This is a genomic window from Streptomyces sp. NPDC039480 (genome assembly GCF_055597165.1).
On the sequence record NZ_JBVITX010000020.1, the window covers coordinates 60,083 to 77,243 of the forward strand.

13 protein-coding genes are annotated in these 17,161 nt (G+C 71.8%); 8 read left to right on the plus strand and 5 right to left on the minus strand.

Annotation, left to right across the window (positions count from 1 at the left end; genetic code table 11):
* Positions 1-43 precede the first annotated feature (43 nt).
* From ACZ56E_RS39430 to ACZ56E_RS39445, 4 genes are all read right to left on the minus strand, one after another.
* Positions 44-931 (minus strand): carbohydrate ABC transporter permease, encoded by an 888-nt coding sequence (locus tag ACZ56E_RS39430; protein ID WP_398298363.1) that lies wholly within the window; start codon positions 929-931, stop codon positions 44-46.
* Positions 928-2,274: a carbohydrate ABC transporter permease gene (locus ACZ56E_RS39435; protein ID WP_471221809.1), complete on the minus strand. Its 1,347-nt coding sequence runs from the start codon at positions 2,272-2,274 to the stop codon at positions 928-930. The genes ACZ56E_RS39430 and ACZ56E_RS39435 overlap by 4 nt, the downstream gene beginning before the upstream one ends.
* Positions 2,275-2,278: 4 nt before the next feature.
* On the minus strand, positions 2,279-3,673 hold the full coding sequence (locus ACZ56E_RS39440) for an ABC transporter substrate-binding protein (protein ID WP_471221810.1): 1,395 nt from the start codon (positions 3,671-3,673) through the stop codon (positions 2,279-2,281).
* A 190-nt stretch (positions 3,674-3,863) separates the two neighbouring features.
* The gene (locus tag ACZ56E_RS39445) at positions 3,864-7,256 is read right to left on the minus strand and encodes an FHA domain-containing protein (protein WP_471221811.1); all 3,393 of its coding nucleotides are present in this window, start codon (positions 7,254-7,256) and stop codon (positions 3,864-3,866) included.
* Between the two features lie 464 nt (positions 7,257-7,720).
* Between ACZ56E_RS39445 and ACZ56E_RS39450 the strand changes: the two genes are divergently transcribed.
* From ACZ56E_RS39450 to ACZ56E_RS39465, 4 genes are all read left to right on the plus strand, one after another.
* Entirely contained in the window at positions 7,721-9,421 is a 1,701-nt protein-coding gene (locus ACZ56E_RS39450; protein WP_468601697.1) for a serine/threonine-protein kinase, read from the plus strand.
* A 120-nt stretch (positions 9,422-9,541) separates the two neighbouring features.
* Positions 9,542-10,801: a serine/threonine-protein kinase gene (locus ACZ56E_RS39455; protein WP_471221812.1), complete on the plus strand. Its 1,260-nt coding sequence runs from the start codon at positions 9,542-9,544 to the stop codon at positions 10,799-10,801.
* Positions 10,802-10,919: 118 nt separating this feature from the next.
* Positions 10,920-12,026 carry a peptide chain release factor 2 gene (gene prfB / locus ACZ56E_RS39460; protein ID WP_398298351.1) on the plus strand — a complete coding sequence of 369 codons (1,107 nt, stop codon included), beginning with the start codon at positions 10,920-10,922 and terminating at the stop codon, positions 12,024-12,026.
* A gap of 300 nt (positions 12,027-12,326) precedes the next feature.
* Positions 12,327-13,013, plus strand: coding sequence for an LPXTG cell wall anchor domain-containing protein (locus tag ACZ56E_RS39465; protein WP_471221813.1), 687 nt, complete (start codon positions 12,327-12,329; stop codon positions 13,011-13,013).
* A 148-nt stretch (positions 13,014-13,161) separates the two neighbouring features.
* Here ACZ56E_RS39465 and ACZ56E_RS39470 read toward each other — a convergent pair whose 3' ends face one another.
* A complete protein-coding gene (locus ACZ56E_RS39470; RefSeq protein ID WP_468321827.1) occupies positions 13,162-13,353 on the minus strand; it encodes a hypothetical protein in 192 nt (63 codons plus the stop codon).
* Between the two features lie 228 nt (positions 13,354-13,581).
* Here ACZ56E_RS39470 and ftsE point away from each other — a divergent pair, with 228 nt between their 5' ends.
* The 4 genes from ftsE to smpB all read left to right on the plus strand — a co-directional run bounded on the left by ftsE (position 13,582) and on the right by smpB (position 17,057).
* The gene (ftsE, locus tag ACZ56E_RS39475) at positions 13,582-14,271 is read left to right on the plus strand and encodes a cell division ATP-binding protein FtsE (protein ID WP_055569411.1); all 690 of its coding nucleotides are present in this window, start codon (positions 13,582-13,584) and stop codon (positions 14,269-14,271) included.
* A 53-nt stretch (positions 14,272-14,324) separates the two neighbouring features.
* Positions 14,325-15,242: a permease-like cell division protein FtsX gene (ftsX, locus tag ACZ56E_RS39480; protein WP_468601689.1), complete on the plus strand. Its 918-nt coding sequence runs from the start codon at positions 14,325-14,327 to the stop codon at positions 15,240-15,242.
* A gap of 78 nt (positions 15,243-15,320) precedes the next feature.
* Entirely contained in the window at positions 15,321-16,517 is a 1,197-nt protein-coding gene (locus ACZ56E_RS39485; RefSeq protein ID WP_471221814.1) for a S41 family peptidase, read from the plus strand.
* Between the two features lie 18 nt (positions 16,518-16,535).
* Positions 16,536-17,057 (plus strand): SsrA-binding protein SmpB, encoded by a 522-nt coding sequence (gene smpB / locus ACZ56E_RS39490; protein ID WP_468601685.1) that lies wholly within the window; start codon positions 16,536-16,538, stop codon positions 17,055-17,057.
* Positions 17,058-17,161 lie beyond the last annotated feature (104 nt).

Here is a 17,161-nt window from a genome sequence, read left to right on the forward strand (position 1 = left end):
GGCCGGACGGGTCACGCCCCGCACCCGGCCCGGCCCCGCCTCCCTACTTCACCGCCCCCGCCATCACGCCGGAGACGAACTGCCGCTGGAACGCGAAGAAGACGGCCAGCGGAATCACCATCGAGATGAACGCGCCCGGCGCCAGGATCTGCACGTTGTCGCCGAAGAACCGCACCTGCTGCTGGAGCGCCACCGTGATCGGCGGATTCTGCGAGTCCGCGAAGATCAGCGCGATCAGCATGTCGTTCCAGACCCAGAGGAACTGGAAGATGCCGAGCGAGGCGATCGCGGGCGCCCCCAGCGGCATCACGACCCGCAGGAACAGCCGCATCTCACCCGCGCCGTCGAGCCGGGCGGCCTCCAGGAGTTCACGCGGGATCTCCGCGAAGAAGTTCCGCAGCAGGAAGATCGCGAACGGCAGGCCGAACGCGACATGGAAGAGGATCACACCGATCGTCGTCTCGAAGATGCCGATCTCGCCGAACAGCTTGGAGACCGGCAGGAGCGCCACCTGCACCGGGACGACGAGCAGCCCCACCACGCCGATGAACCACCAGTCTCGGCCCGGGAAGTCCATCCACGCGAAGGCGTACCCGGCGAGCGCCCCGATCACCACGACGAGCAGCGTCGCCGGCACGGTGATCATGACGCTGGCCAGGATCGAGTCGGTGATCGTGTCGTCTTCGAGGAGGTTGGAGTAGTTGTCCAGCGTCAGCTGCGAGGGCGCGCCGAAGACCTTCCACCAGCCGCTCTCGCTCATGTCGGCGGGCGTCCGCAGCGAGCCGATCAGCAGCCCGACCGCAGGCACCAGCCAGAACAGGCCGACCAGCACGAGGAACACGCGCAGCGCGGTGCCGCCGAGCGCCGAGGCGACGCGCGCGCCCACGGACTGCTTGGCCTTGACGGTCACGGTCTCGGTCTGCGTCGTCACCGCTGCGCCTCCCGCCTCATCCGCCGAATGTTGAACAGCATCACGGGAATCACGAGCAGGAAGAGCAGGACGGCGATCGCGCTCGCCACGCCCGCGTCCCGGTCGCCGAAGGCCGAGTTGTACAGCTGGACCGCGAGCACGTTCGCCTCGTCCTTCGACGAGCCCGGCGGGATCACGAAGACCAGGTCGAAGATCTTCAGCACGTTGATCATCAACGTGACGAGGACCACCGCGAGGACCGGGGCGAGCAGCGGCACCGTCACCCTGCGGAACACCTGCCACTCGTTGGCGCCGTCCACGCGCGCCGCCTCCAGGAGCTCACGCGGCACGCTCGCCAGGCCCGCCGCGATCAGGACCATCGCGAAGCCCGCCCACATCCACAGGTAGGAGCCGATGATCGCGGGCGTGATGAGGCTCGGGCCGAGCCAGTCCACGCCGTTGTACGCCTCGCGGAAGTTCGAGGCCGGATAGCGGAGTTGGGCGCCGTCGGCCTCCTTGGGGAGCGCGAAGGTGCCGTCCGCCGCCGCCTCCGTGGACGCCACGACCTCGCCGCCCTTGACGGCCTCGATCTTGATGCCCGCGTAGCCGAACTCCGAGGCGTCCGGGGCGTTCGGCTCGCCCCGGCCCTTGCCGCGCGTGAAGTCCTGCCATGCCGTGCCGGTGACCCGGTCCGGGTCGGCCCGCGCCGGCTCCGCGGCCTTCGCGTCGTCCGGCATCTCGTTCGGCGGCACGCCCGTCAGCGGCAGGACCACCGGCTTGCCCGCCTCGACCGGCTCCTTCGTGATGAAGGCGCCGCCGCCCGCCGACTCGAGGGGCGAGTTCATGCTCGGATGCGCCTGCGGGAACGCCGACGCCTCGGCGAACGTGTCGTGCACGCTCACCGCCACCGCGTTGGCCACGCCCCGGTCGGGATCGGACTCGTACACGAGCCGGAAGATGATGCCCGCGGCGAGCATGGAGATCGCCATCGGCATGAAGATGACGAGCTTGAACGCCGTGCCCCAGCGGACCCGTTCGGTCAGCACGGCGAAGATCAGGCCGAGCGCCGTCGCCACGGTCGGCGCCACCACCAGCCAGATCGCGTTGTTCTTGATGGCGGTCACGATGCTGTCGTCGGTGAACAGCGTCTCGTAGTTGCCGAACGCCGTGAAGTCGCCCGACTTGTCGAAGAAGCTGCGGAACAGCGAGTACCCGATGGGGTAGAGGACGAGCGCGCCGAGCAGCACCAGGGCGGGCAGCAGGAACAGCACCGCCACGGTCTTTCGGGTGCCGGTCACGCTCTTGCGCGAGGTCGGGGCCGGGGGCACCACCCGTGGGGTGCCCTCGGCGTTCGCGGACGCCACCGCGTCAGTCCTTGTAGGCCTTGGCGGCGGCCGTCTCCAGGACCTTCTGCGTGCCGGCGACGTCCTTCGGGTTCTTCAGGAAGTCCTGCAGCGCCTTCCACTCGCCCTTGCCCGGCGTACCGCCGAAGGACTGCGGGGCCTGGTCGGACATGTCGAAGCGGATGTCGTCACCGGCCTCGATCAGCGCCTTGGCGATGTTCCGCTGCACGTCGTTCGGATACGCGGACATGTCCAGGTTCTTGTTCGGCGAGATGAAGCCGCCCGCCTCCGCCCAGATCTTCGCCGCGTCCGGCGAGCCCAGGAACGTCAGGAGCGCCTGCGCGCCCTTGCTGTCCTTCAGCGCGACCGCGGCGTCACCGCCGACCACGGCCGGGGACTCGTCGCCGACCGCGGGGAAGGGGAACACCTTGGCGTCCTTCCCCACCTCGGCCTTGGTCTCCGAGATGGCGAGGGACACCATGTCGCCCTCGAAGACCATGCCCGCCTCGGGCTGGTCGCCGCCCCGGAAGGTCTGCTTCACCGACGCGGGGAACTCGGTCTGCAGCGCGCCGTCCGCGCCGCCCGCCACGAAGCCCTTCTTGCCGAACAGCTCACCGAGCGTGGTCAGCGCGTCCTTGACGGACGGGTCCGTCCACTTGATCTCGTGCTGGGCGAGCTGGTCGTACTTCTCCGGGCCCGCCTGCGAGAGGTAGATGTTCTCGAACCAGTCGGTGAGCGTCCACGCCTCGGCGCCCGCCACCGACACCGGCGGCACACCGGAGTCGTACACGGTCTGGGAGGTCTCCATGAACTCGTCCCAGGTCTTCGGCGGTTTGACGCCCGCGTTCTCGAAGACGAGCGTGTTGTACCAGATCAGCGACTTGTTGGCGGCCTTGAAGTACACGCCGTACTGCTTGCCGTCGACGGCTCCGAGCTCCTGCCAGCCCTTGGCGTAGTTCTTGTCGAGCTGCTTCTGGGCCTCGGGCCCGACCGGCTTGGCCCACTTGTTCTCCACGGCCTGCTCGATCGCGCCGACCTGCGGCAGCATCGCGACGTCCGGCGGCGCCCCGCCCGCCACCTTCGACTCCAGGAAGCTGATGATCGGGTCCTGCGCGGGCACGAAGGAGACCTTGGCGCCGGTCCGCTTCTCGAACTCGTCGAGGACCTTCAGGAACACCTTGCGCTCCGCACCGCCCCACACGGCGGCCACGGAGACGTTCTCCCCGTCCAGCTTCGGCAGTCGGAGCGTGGCCCCGGTGTCCTTGTCGCCGCCGCCGGAGCCCTTGTCACCGTCGTCGCCGTCGTCACCGCCGCACGCGGTGACGGTGAGAGCGAGCGCGCTCGCGACGACGGCTGAGGCGATCTTGGCGGTGGTACGCCGATGTAGCGGTGCCCTGCGTGTACGAAGAGTGCTGCGCATCACTGCCCCGTTCTCTTCCCTGGCGAGTCCCGTGCGGTCTGGTCTACGCCCGCGCGGGGAGGGGCGGCAAGATGGCCTGCGCTGTCAACTCGTTGATCGTAATGGCCTTGTGACGTGGCGTCATGAGGTTTAGGAGCGGGGTTCCCGCACATCCGGGAGCGGTTCTCTCACCACCGGACGCTCGGTCCCCTCACAGCAGGGACGGCACCTGGTCCGCCGAGACGGACCGCGCGGCCCGCTCCAGCGCACTGGCCAACAGGGCCAGGTCCGTCGGTCCGTTCCCCAGCTCCCGCACGGGCCGCCGGGCCGGCGGGTCACCCATCCGCTCCCACTCCAGAGGGACCACCGTGGGTCGCAACGTCGCCGTACGGGGAATCCGTCCCGTCACCCGGCCCGCCTGGAACGCGGTGGCCCGCCCGTCCGGGGAGCGGAGCTCGCCCCGCCCCGGCGCGGGCTCCTCCGGCCCCGGGGCGACCGCGTCGAGGACCACCCGCAGGGACGCCCGCTGCGCCAGCTCCGTCTCCGGCATCCGCTCGCTGCGGCCCGTGGTCGCCACGAGATGCACCCCGAGCCGCTCCCCGTCCCGCGCCACGGCCTCCAGCGCACGGACCACAGAACCGGCGGCGGGCCGCCCTGGGGAGCCGAGGGCGGGGGAGAGCAGCGCGTCGAAGTCGTCGACGAGGACGACGAGCCGGGGCAGCGGCGGCCTCGGCTCCACCCGCTGCCGCGCCGCGGCGGGCCGCAGCCGCATCGTGGCACCGGTCGGCGGATCGAGGTCGCCGTCGAGCCCCTGAGCCACTCCGGAAGCCGCCGCCGAGGCGGCGGAGGCGGAGGGGGCACCGGCGGTGGGCGCGGCCGTGGAGGACTGCGAGCGCTGCGTGACCATCCGTCCCGACACCTCCCGCTGCGTGTGCCACTCGGTGAACCCGAGCCTGCCGAGCAGCTCGGACCTGCGCTTCAGCTCGGCGGCCAGGGACTGGGCGAACTCCCGCATACGAACAGGGTCGTTGGCCACGAGGTGGGTGGTGACGTGCGGCAGGTCCGTACAGACACCGAGGCCCGACCCCTGCCGTCCGGTGGCGCCGCCCGCGCCGACGCCGTCCCGCCCGTCGACGAGCACGATGCCGAGCCGGTCGGGGCGCTCGGCGGCGGCCAGCGAGGCGGCGACGGAACGCAACAGCTCCGTACGACCGCTGCCCGCGGGGCCCTCCACGAGCAGATGCGGGCCGTCGGCGGCGAGGTCCGCGACGACGGGCCCGCGCGGCCCCGCGCCGAGCACCGCCACGGCACGCCCGCCGAGCGCGTCGGGGTCGTCGGCCGCCGCCGCCCACCGCGCCATCAGGGAGGCCGGGGTGGCCCTGGCGAGCCCCAGCTCGTCGAGCAGCCGGGCCGCCGGGGGCAGCGGCGCGGACACGCGCGCGTGGCCCTCACCGGCCGTGCCGTCCGACCGCAGCGGCGCGAGCGCCCGCGCGAACCGCTCGGCCCAGGCCGCCGACACGGCGTCCACGGCGGCGACGGTGCCGTGCCCCGCGGGGCGTCCGCCCGCCGTCCGCATCAGCCGCAGCGCGGTCGCCACGTCCCCGCTGAGCAGCGCGGCGGCGCCGCACGCGCGGAAGGCGGGCGTCACCGCGCAGGCGGATTCGTACGTGTCCAGGACCGGGGACGCGGGTGAGGCCGCCACCGTCTCGGCGAGGCACACGACGTGGATCCCGGCGCGCGCTCCCTCGTCGGCGAGGCGGACGGTGGCCTCGCGCAGCGCGGCGGACCCGGGGTCGCCGTCGACGACGACGACCGTGCGGGCACCGGCGGCCGCGCCGTCCGTGTCGTACGCGCCGCCGTCGGCGATGCGGTCGTCGAGGCGCCGGACCAGCTCGTCCGTGCGGGCCGCGGCCTGGTCGCGGTCGTAGGCGAGGAGGAGGCGGCAGTCCTGGCCGTGGGTGGGCCGCAGGTGCGGCAGCCAGCCGAGCCAGGCCCACTCGGCGGTGCGCTCGGCCGTGGGGCGCGCCCGGTCCGTGCTGATCAGCACGATCTCCAGGGAGTCGGGCGAGTGCAGCGCGGCGAGCTGGGCGACGACCGCCCTGGCCAGGCCGGACAGCCGGTCCCTGGGCCCGGCGAGGCCCAGCGAGCCCGCCTCCCGCAGGCCGACCGTGACGGGCACGGCGGGCAGCAGCTCGTCGCGCCCGTCGGCGCCCGGCAGGGTCCGGTCGACCGTGCCGAGCCGCACCGCGAGCGCCTCGGGGTGGCCGGGGCCGCGCTCCCAGAGACGGGGGCCGGGACCGAGAGCGGTGAGCAGCAGGGTGGCGGGATCCGGCCACGACTCGGGCGTACGGGCGGCCGCCGTTATGGCGAGGTCCTCCGGGGAGAGCTCCAGGGGGCCGCCGCCGGTGCCGCCCTGTCCGGCGTCGGCATACGGGTCGTGCCGGCCGTCGTGGTCCTCGTACTCCTCGGGGCCGTCAGGGCCGTCGTACACGTCGTACCCCTCCGGGGTCCGGCTGCCGTCCCGGCCTCCGGTGAGCCGGCGGGCCCAGGCGGAGAGGCCGCCACGCCTGCGCACGGCGCGCGGCACGGTGGTCCCGCGCGCGGGGGTGCCGGTGGTGCTGCCGGGGGCCCCGGTGGTTCCGGAGGTCCCGGTCGTCCCGGTGCGGGTCCGCTCGGCGTCGGGCATGCCGCCCTGCTGCGGCACGACGGGGGTGTCGGCGCCGGTGGGGCCGGCGTGGGTCCCGTGCGCACCGAACCCGGGCGTCGGCCGGTTCTCGTACGTCCCTTGCGTGCCGTACGCCCCCTCCGTGCCGGTGCCGGTGCCGGTGCCGCCTGCCGCGCCCCAGCCCGCCGAGCCGTACGCGTGGTGGGTGGCGGCGGCGGTGGGGCCGGGCTCTCCGAGCGTGGGCGGCGGGGTCGCGGCGGGGCGCACGCGCACGTGACCCTCGCCGTCGGGGGCCGTGGCGAGCACGCCGCTCACGCCGGGCACCGGGCCGCCCCTGCCGTCCGTCAGGCGGAGGGCGGACTCGCCGATGCGCAGCAGGGAGCCGGGGGAGAGCCGGACCGGGCGGTCGGTGATCTCCCTGCCGTCCACCGCCGTGCCGTTCGTCGAGCGGAGGTCCGCGACCGTGACGCGGCCGTCCGGGTCGAGGGTGACCGCGCAGTGCAGCCGGGAGACGTCCGGGTCGTCCAGCGGCACGTCGGCGTCCGCGGAGCGGCCCACCCGGATCTGGCCGCCGTGCAGCAGATGGACACCGCCCGCGTCCGGACCCGCCACCACGTGCAACTGGGCGGCCGCCCCGGACAGTTCGGGACCCGGCTCGGCGGGGGCGCCCAGCGAGAGCACCGCGCCGTCGATCAAGGGGGGCTCGCCGAGCGTGCAGCGCTGGGCGTCGAGACGGTCCGGGCCCGCGAACAGCACCAGGGGGGCCTCGCCGCCCGCCACGGTCGTGGCGAGACCGGAGACCACCGCGGCGAGCGCGGTCCCCGCCGGGGCGGTGACCAGGACGTCACAGACACCCTGTCCCCCGGTCGCCGCCGTGGGGCGGCCTTGCTGCTCGGTCCGGCCGCTGCGCGGCCCGAGGACGGTCAGCCGGATCTGCATCGCCGTCAGCGGTCCCTTCTGCGCTGGGCGCCCGGCACGGGGACACGCGCTGTGATTCCCCCCACCGCACACGGGCACGTCGGCCAGTACTGGAGGCATCCTCGCACCTGCCACTGACAACACGCCCGGCGGCCACCTGTAAGTGATCTTGATTGGTCGGCTCTGCTCGGAAAAGTGCCTGCTTGGACCGTTGCGCATTAGCGCGGAGGTTCCTCGAAGAAGGTCAATCCGGGACCACTCGGCAACCAATGGCCACGGGTGAGCGTCTTTCCACCGAACAACGATCCGGAAAGCCCCGGAAAGAAATGGCCGAGAGGAATCCGACCGGCCGGTGCCCTGTTCGGCGGCACTACAGTGGGTCGGAACACCTTCGTCGGAACATCTTCTTCGGAACACCTTCGGACAGCCCCCGGACAGGATCAGCGTCCGGTCGGGACCAGCCAGACCAGCAGGGAGCGCATGACGTGCGGCCGGTAGGCAGCAAGTACCTGCTCGAGGAGCCGCTCGGGCGCGGCGCCACGGGCACCGTCTGGCGAGCCCGCCAGCGGGAGACCGCGGGCGCCGAGGCGGCCGTTCCCGGCCAGCCCGGCGAGACCGTCGCGATCAAGGTCCTCAAGGAAGAGCTCGCCAACGACGCGGACGTCGTGATGCGCTTCCTCAGAGAGCGGTCCGTCCTGCTCAGGCTCACGCACGAGAACATCGTCCGCACGCGTGACCTGGTCGTCGAGGGCGACCTCCTCGCCCTGGTCATGGACCTCGTGGACGGCCCCGACCTGCACCGCTACCTCCGCGAGAACGGCCCGTTCACGCCGGTCGCGGCGGCCCTGCTGACCGCCCAGATCGCCGACGCGCTCGCCGCGAGCCACGCCGACGGCGTGGTGCACCGCGACCTGAAGCCGGCGAACGTCCTGCTCAAGCAGGACGCCCAGGGCATGCACCCGATGCTCACCGACTTCGGCATCGCCCGCCTCGCGGACTCCCCGGGCCTGACCCGCACCCACGAATTCGTCGGCACGCCCGCGTACGTGGCGCCGGAGTCCGCCGAGGGCCGCCCGCAGACCAGCGCCGTGGACATCTACGGCGCGGGCATCCTGCTGTACGAGCTCGTCACCGGACGCCCGCCCTTCTCCGGCGGCTCCGCCCTCGAAGTCCTGCACCAGCACCTCAGCGCCGAGCCGCGCCGCCCCTCGACCGTCCCCGACCCGCTGTGGACGGTCATCGAGCGCTGCCTCGACAAGAACCCGGACCGCCGCCCCAGCGCCGAGAACCTCGCCCGCGGCCTGCGCGCCGTCGCCGAGGGCGTCGGCGTGCACTCCACTCCGGCGCAGATCGCCGCCGCGGAGGGCGTGGGCGCGCTCCTCATGCCGGACCCGGCGCCGGCCCCCGTCCCGGGGACCCCGGGCGCGGCCGACCCCACGCAGGTCCTGCCGAACAACGCGGGCTCGTACGATCCGAACGCCGCGACGAGCGTCATGCAGAGCACCGGCGGCCACACCCCCGGCGCCCCGGACGCCGACCCGACCTCCGTGCTGCCGCACCGCGGTGGCAACGCCGACCCGACCGCGGTCATGCCGCCCGTCCCGCCGAACGGCCCGGGAGCGGACCCGAACGACCCGCACCCCTGGCAGAGCCAGATGGCCGCGGCCCGCGACCGCAACGAACAGACCCAGTACCAGGCCTACCTGGACCCCGAGCAGGACCCGCTGCGCCGCCGGCCCCAGCGCCAGGTCGCCAGGCCCCAGCAGCAGCCGCCGCAGCAGCACCCCCAGCAGTACGCGCCGCAGCAGCCGCGCGGCCGCCAGCAGCGACAGCAGCACCCGCAGCAGTACGCGCCCGCGCCGCAGCAGCACCAGCCCCAGCACCAGCCGCAGCAGTACGCGCCCCCGCAGGCACCGGCGCCCCAGCAGCCCGCCCCGCGTCCCGCGCGGGAGCCGCGCGAACCGCGTCAGCCGAGGCAGCGCAGCGCCAACCCGATGAAGATCCCGGGTCTCGGCTGCCTCAAGGGCTGCCTGTTCACGATCGTCATCCTCTTCGTGGCGAGCTGGCTGGTCTGGGAGTTCAGCCCCCTCCAGGACTGGATCGGTTCGACGAAGGGGTACTGGGAGCAGCTGACGGACTGGTACGACACGGTCAGCGGCTGGCTCGGCAAGGTCGGCGGCAACTAGGCCGCGCGCAGGCGGTTCTGTGGATTTGTCGACATCTGCAGAGTGAAATCCGCTCCCGGAGTGAAGGTTGGCGGCAAGGCCGCGTAGTTTTGTCGCCAACACGCATCCGTAGGAGCAGTCTTGACGCGCAAGATCGGCAGCCGGTACACCGCCCACCAGATCCTGGGCCGTGGCAGCGCCGGCACGGTGTGGCTCGGCGAGGGGCCCGAGGGCCCCGTCGCCATCAAGCTGCTGCGCGAGGACCTGGCGTCCGACCAGGAGCTCGTCGGCCGCTTCGTCCAGGAGCGCACGGCGCTGCTCAGCCTCGACCACGCGCGCGTGGTGGGCGTCCACGACCTCGTGGTCGACGGCAACGACCTCGCCCTGGTCATGGACCTCGTCCGCGGCACGGACCTGCGCACCCGCCTGGAGCGGGAGCGGCGCATGGCCCCCGAGGCCGCCGTCGCCATCGTCGCGGACGTCGCCGACGCCCTGGCCGCCGCGCACGCCGCGGGCATCGTCCACCGCGACGTCAAGCCGGAGAACGTCCTCCTGGACATGCAGGGCCCCCTCGGTCCCGGTGGCGCGCACCCCGCCCTCCTCACGGACTTCGGCGTCGCCAAGCTGATCGACTCCCCGCGCCGGACCCGCGCGACGAAGATCATCGGTACGCCGGACTACCTCGCCCCCGAGATCATCGAGGGCCTGCCCCCACGCGCGGCCGTCGACATCTACGCCCTCGCCACGGTCCTCTACGAACTCCTCGCCGGCTTCACCCCCTTCGGCGGCGGCCACCCCGGCGCGATCCTGCGCCGCCACGTCACCGAGACGGTGGTCCCCCTCCCCGGCATCCCCGAGGAGCTCTGGCAGCTCCTCGTCCAGTGCCTGGCCAAGGCGCCCGCGTCCCGGCTGCGCGCCTCCGAGCTGGCCACGCGCCTGCGGGAGCTGCTTCCGCTGGTCGCCGGGATGCCGCCGCTGGACGTCGACGAACCGGACACGGAGTCCGACCGGGCCGAGGAGGCGTACGAGAACGCCGCCTCCGGCTCCGCCACCGCCCCCGAGCCCCGCGAGGCCGCGCCCCGGCGGGGCGCCGTCCCCCTCGTCCCCGGCTCGGCCTCCGCCGACTCCAACCGCGACACCCACACGTCCATGCGGGTCCCGGGCCCGGACGAGCTGGCCGGCGGCGCCCGCGGCACGGCCCGCGTCCCCCGCGCCGCGGGAGCGGCCCGCCCCGGCTCCGCCAAGCACCGCTCCTCGACCCGCCGCCGCAGGATCACCCTGGGCGTGGCGGGAGCGGTCCTGGTGGCGGCGGCGGGCATCGGTACCTGGGCGGCCACCCACAGCGACGCCGCCGACACACCCCCCTCGGACAGCGGGAACTCGGCCCCTCCGGTCCCGTAGAGGTCCCGAGCCCGGATGTTTCCCACCCACCCGTACACCCCGCGCCGCACGACGGTGCCGTAGGGCACAGAGCCCCGCCCCGGACCGGGGCACTTGCCGCAGCCGTTACGCTGGAGTCGTGGCAGTCGTCGATGTTTCCGAAGAGCTCAAGTCCCTCTCCTCGACCATGGAGTCGATCGAGGCCGTCCTGGACCTCGACAGCATGAGGGCCGATATCGCCGTGCTCGAGGAGCAGGCGGCCGCGCCGTCCCTGTGGGACGACCCGGATGCGGCGCAGAAGATCACCAGCAAGCTGAGCCACCTCCAGGCGGAGGTGAGGAAGGCCGAGGCGCTCCGCGGGCGCATCGACGACCTCGGCGTGCTGTTCGAGATGGCCGAGGAGGAGGACGACTCGGACACCCGCGCGGAGGCCGAGACCGAGCTCACGGCCGTCAAGAAGGCGCTGGACGAGCTGGAGGTCAGGACCCTCCTCTCCGGTGAGTACGACGCCCGCGAGGCGCTCGTCACCATCCGCGCCGAGGCCGGCGGCGTCGACGCCTCCGACTTCGCCGAGAAGCTCCAGCGCATGTACCTCCGCTGGGCCGAGCGCCACGGCTACAAGACGGAGCTCTACGAAACGTCGTACGCGGAAGAGGCCGGCATCAAGTCGACCACCTTCGCCGTCAACGTCCCGTACGCGTACGGGACGCTCTCCGTCGAGCAGGGCACCCACCGCCTCGTGCGCATCTCGCCCTTCGACAACCAGGGCCGCCGCCAGACCTCCTTCGCCGGCGTCGAGATCCTCCCGGTGGTCGAGCAGACCGACCACATCGAGATCGACGAGAGCGAGCTGCGCATCGACGTGTACCGCTCCTCGGGCCCCGGCGGACAGGGCGTCAACACCACCGACTCCGCGGTCCGGCTGACCCACCTGCCGACCGGCATCGTCGTCTCCTGCCAGAACGAGCGCTCGCAGATCCAGAACAAGGCGACCGCGATGAACGTCCTCCAGGCGAAGCTCCTCGAGCGCCGCCGCCAGGAGGAGCAGGCGAAGATGAACGCCCTCAAGGGCGACGGCGGCAACTCCTGGGGCAACCAGATGCGTTCGTACGTCCTGCACCCCTACCAGATGGTGAAGGACCTGCGGACGGAGTTCGAGGTCGGCAACCCCGAGTCCGTTTTCAACGGCGAGATCGACGGTTTCCTGGAAGCCGGAATTCGCTGGCGCAAGCAGCAGGAGAAGTAAAAGCCGCCGGAAACGGCTTTATCGACAAGGCAACTGCTGCCTCAGAGGCAGCAGTTGCCTTTTGCGTCACAGTCAGATGTCCGTACGACGGTCAACTCCCCCAATTTCGGACATCGCGCCCGCAACGACCTTGACGCTGCTGTGAAAAGTGGAAAGGCTAGCGCGCGGCGTGCGTATTTCTGGGGCGCGTGGGATCCGTGGGGGCTGAAGGCCGATGACGATGGCTGATCGAACGCCCCCGGCGAACGCAGCCCCGGACGCTGCCTCACTGACGATTCAGCTACTGGGGGTAGCAACCAGATGACGAAGAAGACGCGGATCCGTGTCGCGCGAATAGCTGCCGGCGCGGTGATCGCCGCCGGTGCCTCGCTGACCGCCGCGGGTGCCGCTTCGGCCCTCGACGTCGGTGTCGAGCTCGGCGGTGTGGGCGCCGGTGCCCACGCCGACGAGAGCGGCGTCGGCGTGGATGTGGACCTCGACCCGGCCGACCCGGCGCCGGGCGACCCGGGCCCGGGCGACCCCGAGGACCCCAGCGACCCGCCGGAGCCCACCGAGGAGCCCACGGAGCCGACCGAGGAGCCGACGGACCCGGAGATTCCGACCGAGGAGCCCACGGACCCGGAGATCCCGACCGAGGACCCCACCACCGACCCCACCGACCCGGGTGAGGGGAACGGCAACGGCGGCAACAACGGCAACGGCAACGGCGGCGGTGGCGGCGACAACGGCAACGACGCCGGCCCCGACGGCGGTGGCTCCGTCCCCGTCGAGCAGGGCAAGGGCAAGGACAGCCTGACCGACACCGGCTCCCAGCCCGTCGAGCAGGGCGGCAACAACGCCCAGCCGGCGGCCGACAAGGGCGAGCTGGCCGAGACCGGCGCCGCCGAGACCACGTTCCTGCTGATCGGCGCCGCGACGATGATCGCCGGTGGCATCGGCTTCCGCGTCCTGCCGCGCCTCGTCGGCAACCGCGGCGCAGCCGCCTGATCCGTACGAATGAAGAAGGGCCCGGAGCTCCACGGAGCTCCGGGCCCTTCTGCGTCGCCGCCGGTGTCAGCTTCGGGACGCCTTGTGACTCTTTGTGTTCACAGTGTTCACTGTGTGCCTCGTGGGCGCCCCCGCGGGGGTCGCCGCGCTACGCGGTCTGCTGCGCGAGCAGCACGACCGCCGCGATCAACACGACGAGCAGCGCTATCAGTGCCGCGGGATTGAGCCCGGCGAAGGGCCCTTCCTGCTGCATACGCTCGCGATTGGCCCGGCACACGGGGCAGCGGCCTTCACTCACGGGCGCTGCGCAGTTCGCGCATACCAACCGATCCAGGGTCATGCGCTTCTCCTCCCGCACAGTCTCAGCCTGCCCAACGCTACGGGGAACTCAATCGTTCCCCCTACCACTGTGCCAGCTTCCGCGGATTTCGGCGCGGCCCGCCCCTTCGCCACGGTTTCCGCCCCGTACTTCCGTGACAATCCGCGCAACTCAGGACGCCGACTGCGCGCGCGTACCGGGTTCGCGTATGGTCACGCTCACCTACCCCCGGCAAACCGTGGTGCATCCGTGATCCGATTCGACAACGTCTCCAAGGCCTATCCGAAGCAGACCCGCCCAGCGCTCAGGGACGTCTCCCTCGAGATCGAGAAGGGCGAGTTCGTCTTCCTGGTGGGATCCTCCGGCTCCGGAAAGTCCACTTTCCTGCGGCTCGTCCTGCGCGAGGAGCGCACCAGCCACGGCCAGGTGCACGTCCTCGGCAAGGACCTCGCGCGCCTGTCCAACTGGAAGGTGCCGCACATGCGGCGCCAGCTGGGCACCGTGTTCCAGGACTTCCGCCTCCTGCCCAACAAGACCGTCGGCGAGAACGTCGCCTTCGCGCAGGAGGTCATCGGCAAGTCCCGCGGCGAGATCCGCAAGTCCGTGCCCCAGGTCCTCGATCTCGTGGGCCTCGGCGGCAAGGAGGACCGGATGCCGGGCGAGCTCTCCGGCGGTGAGCAGCAACGCGTGGCGATCGCGCGCGCGTTCGTCAACCGCCCCAAGCTCCTCATCGCGGACGAGCCGACCGGCAACCTCGACCCGCAGACGTCCGTCGGCATCATGAAGCTGCTCGACCGGATCAACCGGACCGGCACCACCGTCGTGATGGCCACCCACGACCAGCAGATCGTGGACCAGATGCGCAAGCGGGTCATCGAGCTGGAGAAGGGCCGTCTCGTGCGCGACCAGTCGCGCGGCGTCTACGGCTACCAGCACTGACGCCTCTCCCGCCCGACCGCTGTCTGTTCCACCTGATCCACTGAAAGGCCGCCATGCGCGCCCAGTTCGTCCTGTCGGAGATCGGCGTCGGTCTCCGCCGGAATCTCACGATGACCTTCGCGGTCATCGTCTCCGTAGCGCTTTCGCTCGCCCTCTTCGGCGGTTCGCTGCTCATGCGTGACCAGGTGAGCACGATGAAGGGCTACTGGTACGACAAGGTCAACGTCTCGATCTTCCTCTGCAACAAGGCCGACGCCGAGCAGGACCCCAAGTGCGCCAAGGGCGCCGTCACGAACGAGCAGAAGGACCTGATCCTCCGCGATCTGAAGAAGATGACCGTGGTGGACAAGGTCACCCACGAGTCGGCGGACGAGGCGTACAAGCACTACAAGGAGCAGTTCGGCGACTCCCCGCTGTCCAGCTCCCTGACGCCGGACCAGATGCAGGAGTCGTACCGCATCAAGCTGAAGGACCCGGAGAAGTACCAGGTGGTCGCGACCGCCTTCTCCGGACGTGACGGCGTGCAGTCCGTGCAGGACCAGAAGGGCTATCTGGACAACCTCTTCGGGCTGTTGAACGGCATGAACTGGGCGGCCGTGGCGGTGATGGCGCTGATGCTCGTCGTCGCGCTGATGCTGATCGTCAACACCGTGCGCGTCTCGGCGTTCAGCCGCAGACGCGAGACCGGCATCATGCGGCTCGTCGGCGCGTCCAGCTTCTACATCCAGATGCCGTTCATCATGGAGGCCGCCGTCGCCGGCCTCATCGGCGGAGCCGTCGCCTGCGGAATGCTGTTGGTCGGCCGGTACTTCATGATCGACCACGGTCTGGAGCTGTCCGAGAAGATCAACCTGATCAACTTCATCGGCTGGGACGCGGTCCTCGCCAAGCTCCCGCTGGTGCTCGCCATCGGCCTTCTGATGCCCGCGCTTGCCGCGTTCTTCGCGTTGCGCAAGTACCTGAAGGTGTGACAAGAGCCGCCAGTGCGGCAGGGCGTCGTACGGTTCAACCAGCCGTACGGCGCCCTTCGTTGTCCTAGACTCACCGTCATGTCAGGCCTCGTCCGGTTCGCCGACCGGTTGTCCCGGCCCCGCCGCATCCGCCGCGGGGCGACCCTGACATTGGTCTTCGCGAGCGTCCTCGTCACGGGCGCCGCCACCGGCTCCTGGAGCGACGCCGCGGACGACGGCCGAAATCCCCCTCCTCCTTCGTTGCGTTCGGACGTGCTCGGCTCTTCGGAGCCCGCCGACGACACCGCGGAGGAAGCCGCCGACGCCGCCGCCGAGGCCATGGCCGACGGCAAGTCCGCCAAGAAGGCCGCCGAGGAGGCCGTCAGCCGCAGCGGGGACCGCTGGGGGTCGGTGTATTCGCCGGGGGAGTACCAGGAGTTCGAGAAGGCCCTCGACGGCGGGTACACGGGCGTCGGCCTGTGGGCCAGGCGCGCGGCCGACGGGCGCATCGAGGTCTCCCGGGTCCAGCGGGACGGGCCCGCGGACCGGGCCGGGCTCCGCGAGGGCGACCGGCTGCGGACCGTCGACGGCAAGCGCGTCACGGGCCGGCCCGTCACGGAGGTCCTCGCCCTGCTGCGCGGCGACCGCGCGGGCACCCCGGTGACCCTCGGCGTACAGCGCGGCACGCGCGCGTGGCGCGAGACCGTGCGCAGGGCCCACCTCTCCACGGACCCCGTCACGGTCAGCCGGCTGCCCAGCGGCGCGGTCCTGATCAAGGTCGCGGCGTTCACCAAGGACTCCGGAGAGGCCGTGCGGACCGCCGTACGGGAGGCCCCCGAGGGCGCCGGGATCATGCTCGACCTGCGGGGGAACTCCGGAGGCCTCGTGTCGGAGGCGGTCACCGCCGCGTCCGCGCTGGTCGACGGAGGCCTCGTCGCGACGTACGACGTACGGGGTGAGGAGAAGGCGCTGCACGCCGAGCGGGGCGGCGACACGGACACCCCCGTGGTCGCGCTCGTCGACGGCGGCACGATGAGCGCGGCCGAGCTCCTCACGGGCGCGCTGCAGGACCGCGGCCGGGCGGTCGTGGTGGGTTCGAGGACCTTCGGCAAGGGCGCGGTCCAGATGCCGAGCCGGCTGCCCGACGGCTCCGTCGCCGAGCTGACCGTCGGCCACTACCGCACCCCTTCGGGGCGGACCGTCGACGGCCGGGGCATCAGCCCGGACCTGGAGGCCGACGAGCGGGCCGAGGAGCGGGCCGAGACAGTATTGACTGGCCTTGGACCCCCCTCGTAGTGCGAAAATGGCCGGACTATGGCGAAGGAAAAGGTAAAGCGCAAGGCCGCCAAGGCCGCTGAGAAGGCCCCTGCCCGCAAGATGGTCGCGCAGAACAAGAAGGCGCGGCACGACTACCACATCCTGGACACCTACGAGTGCGGCCTGGTGCTGATGGGCACCGAGGTCAAGTCGCTGCGCATGGGCCGGGCCTCCCTGGTGGACGGTTTCGTGCACATCGACCGCGGCGAGGCATGGCTGCACAACATCCACGTCCCGGAGTACGTGCAGGGCACCTGGACCAACCACTCCGCCACGCGGAAGCGCAAGCTTCTGCTGCACCGGGCGGAGATCGACAAGCTGGAGTCCAAGGCGAGCGAGACGGGCCACACGATCGTGCCCCTCGCCCTGTACTTCAAGGACAGCCGGGTCAAGGTCGAGATCGCCCTTGCCAAGGGCAAGAAGGAGTACGACAAGCGGCAGACGCTCCGCGAGAAGCAGGACACCCGCGAGACCAACCGCGCGATCTCGGCGGTGCGGCGGCGCCAGGGCATCGGCTAGCCCCAGGGGCTCGGATCGGCGGGCCGCCAGGAATACGCTGGCATCGTCGTGCGTTGGTCACGTACGATGGGCCGTGCCCCGCACAGCAGGGGCGCCGGGCCGAA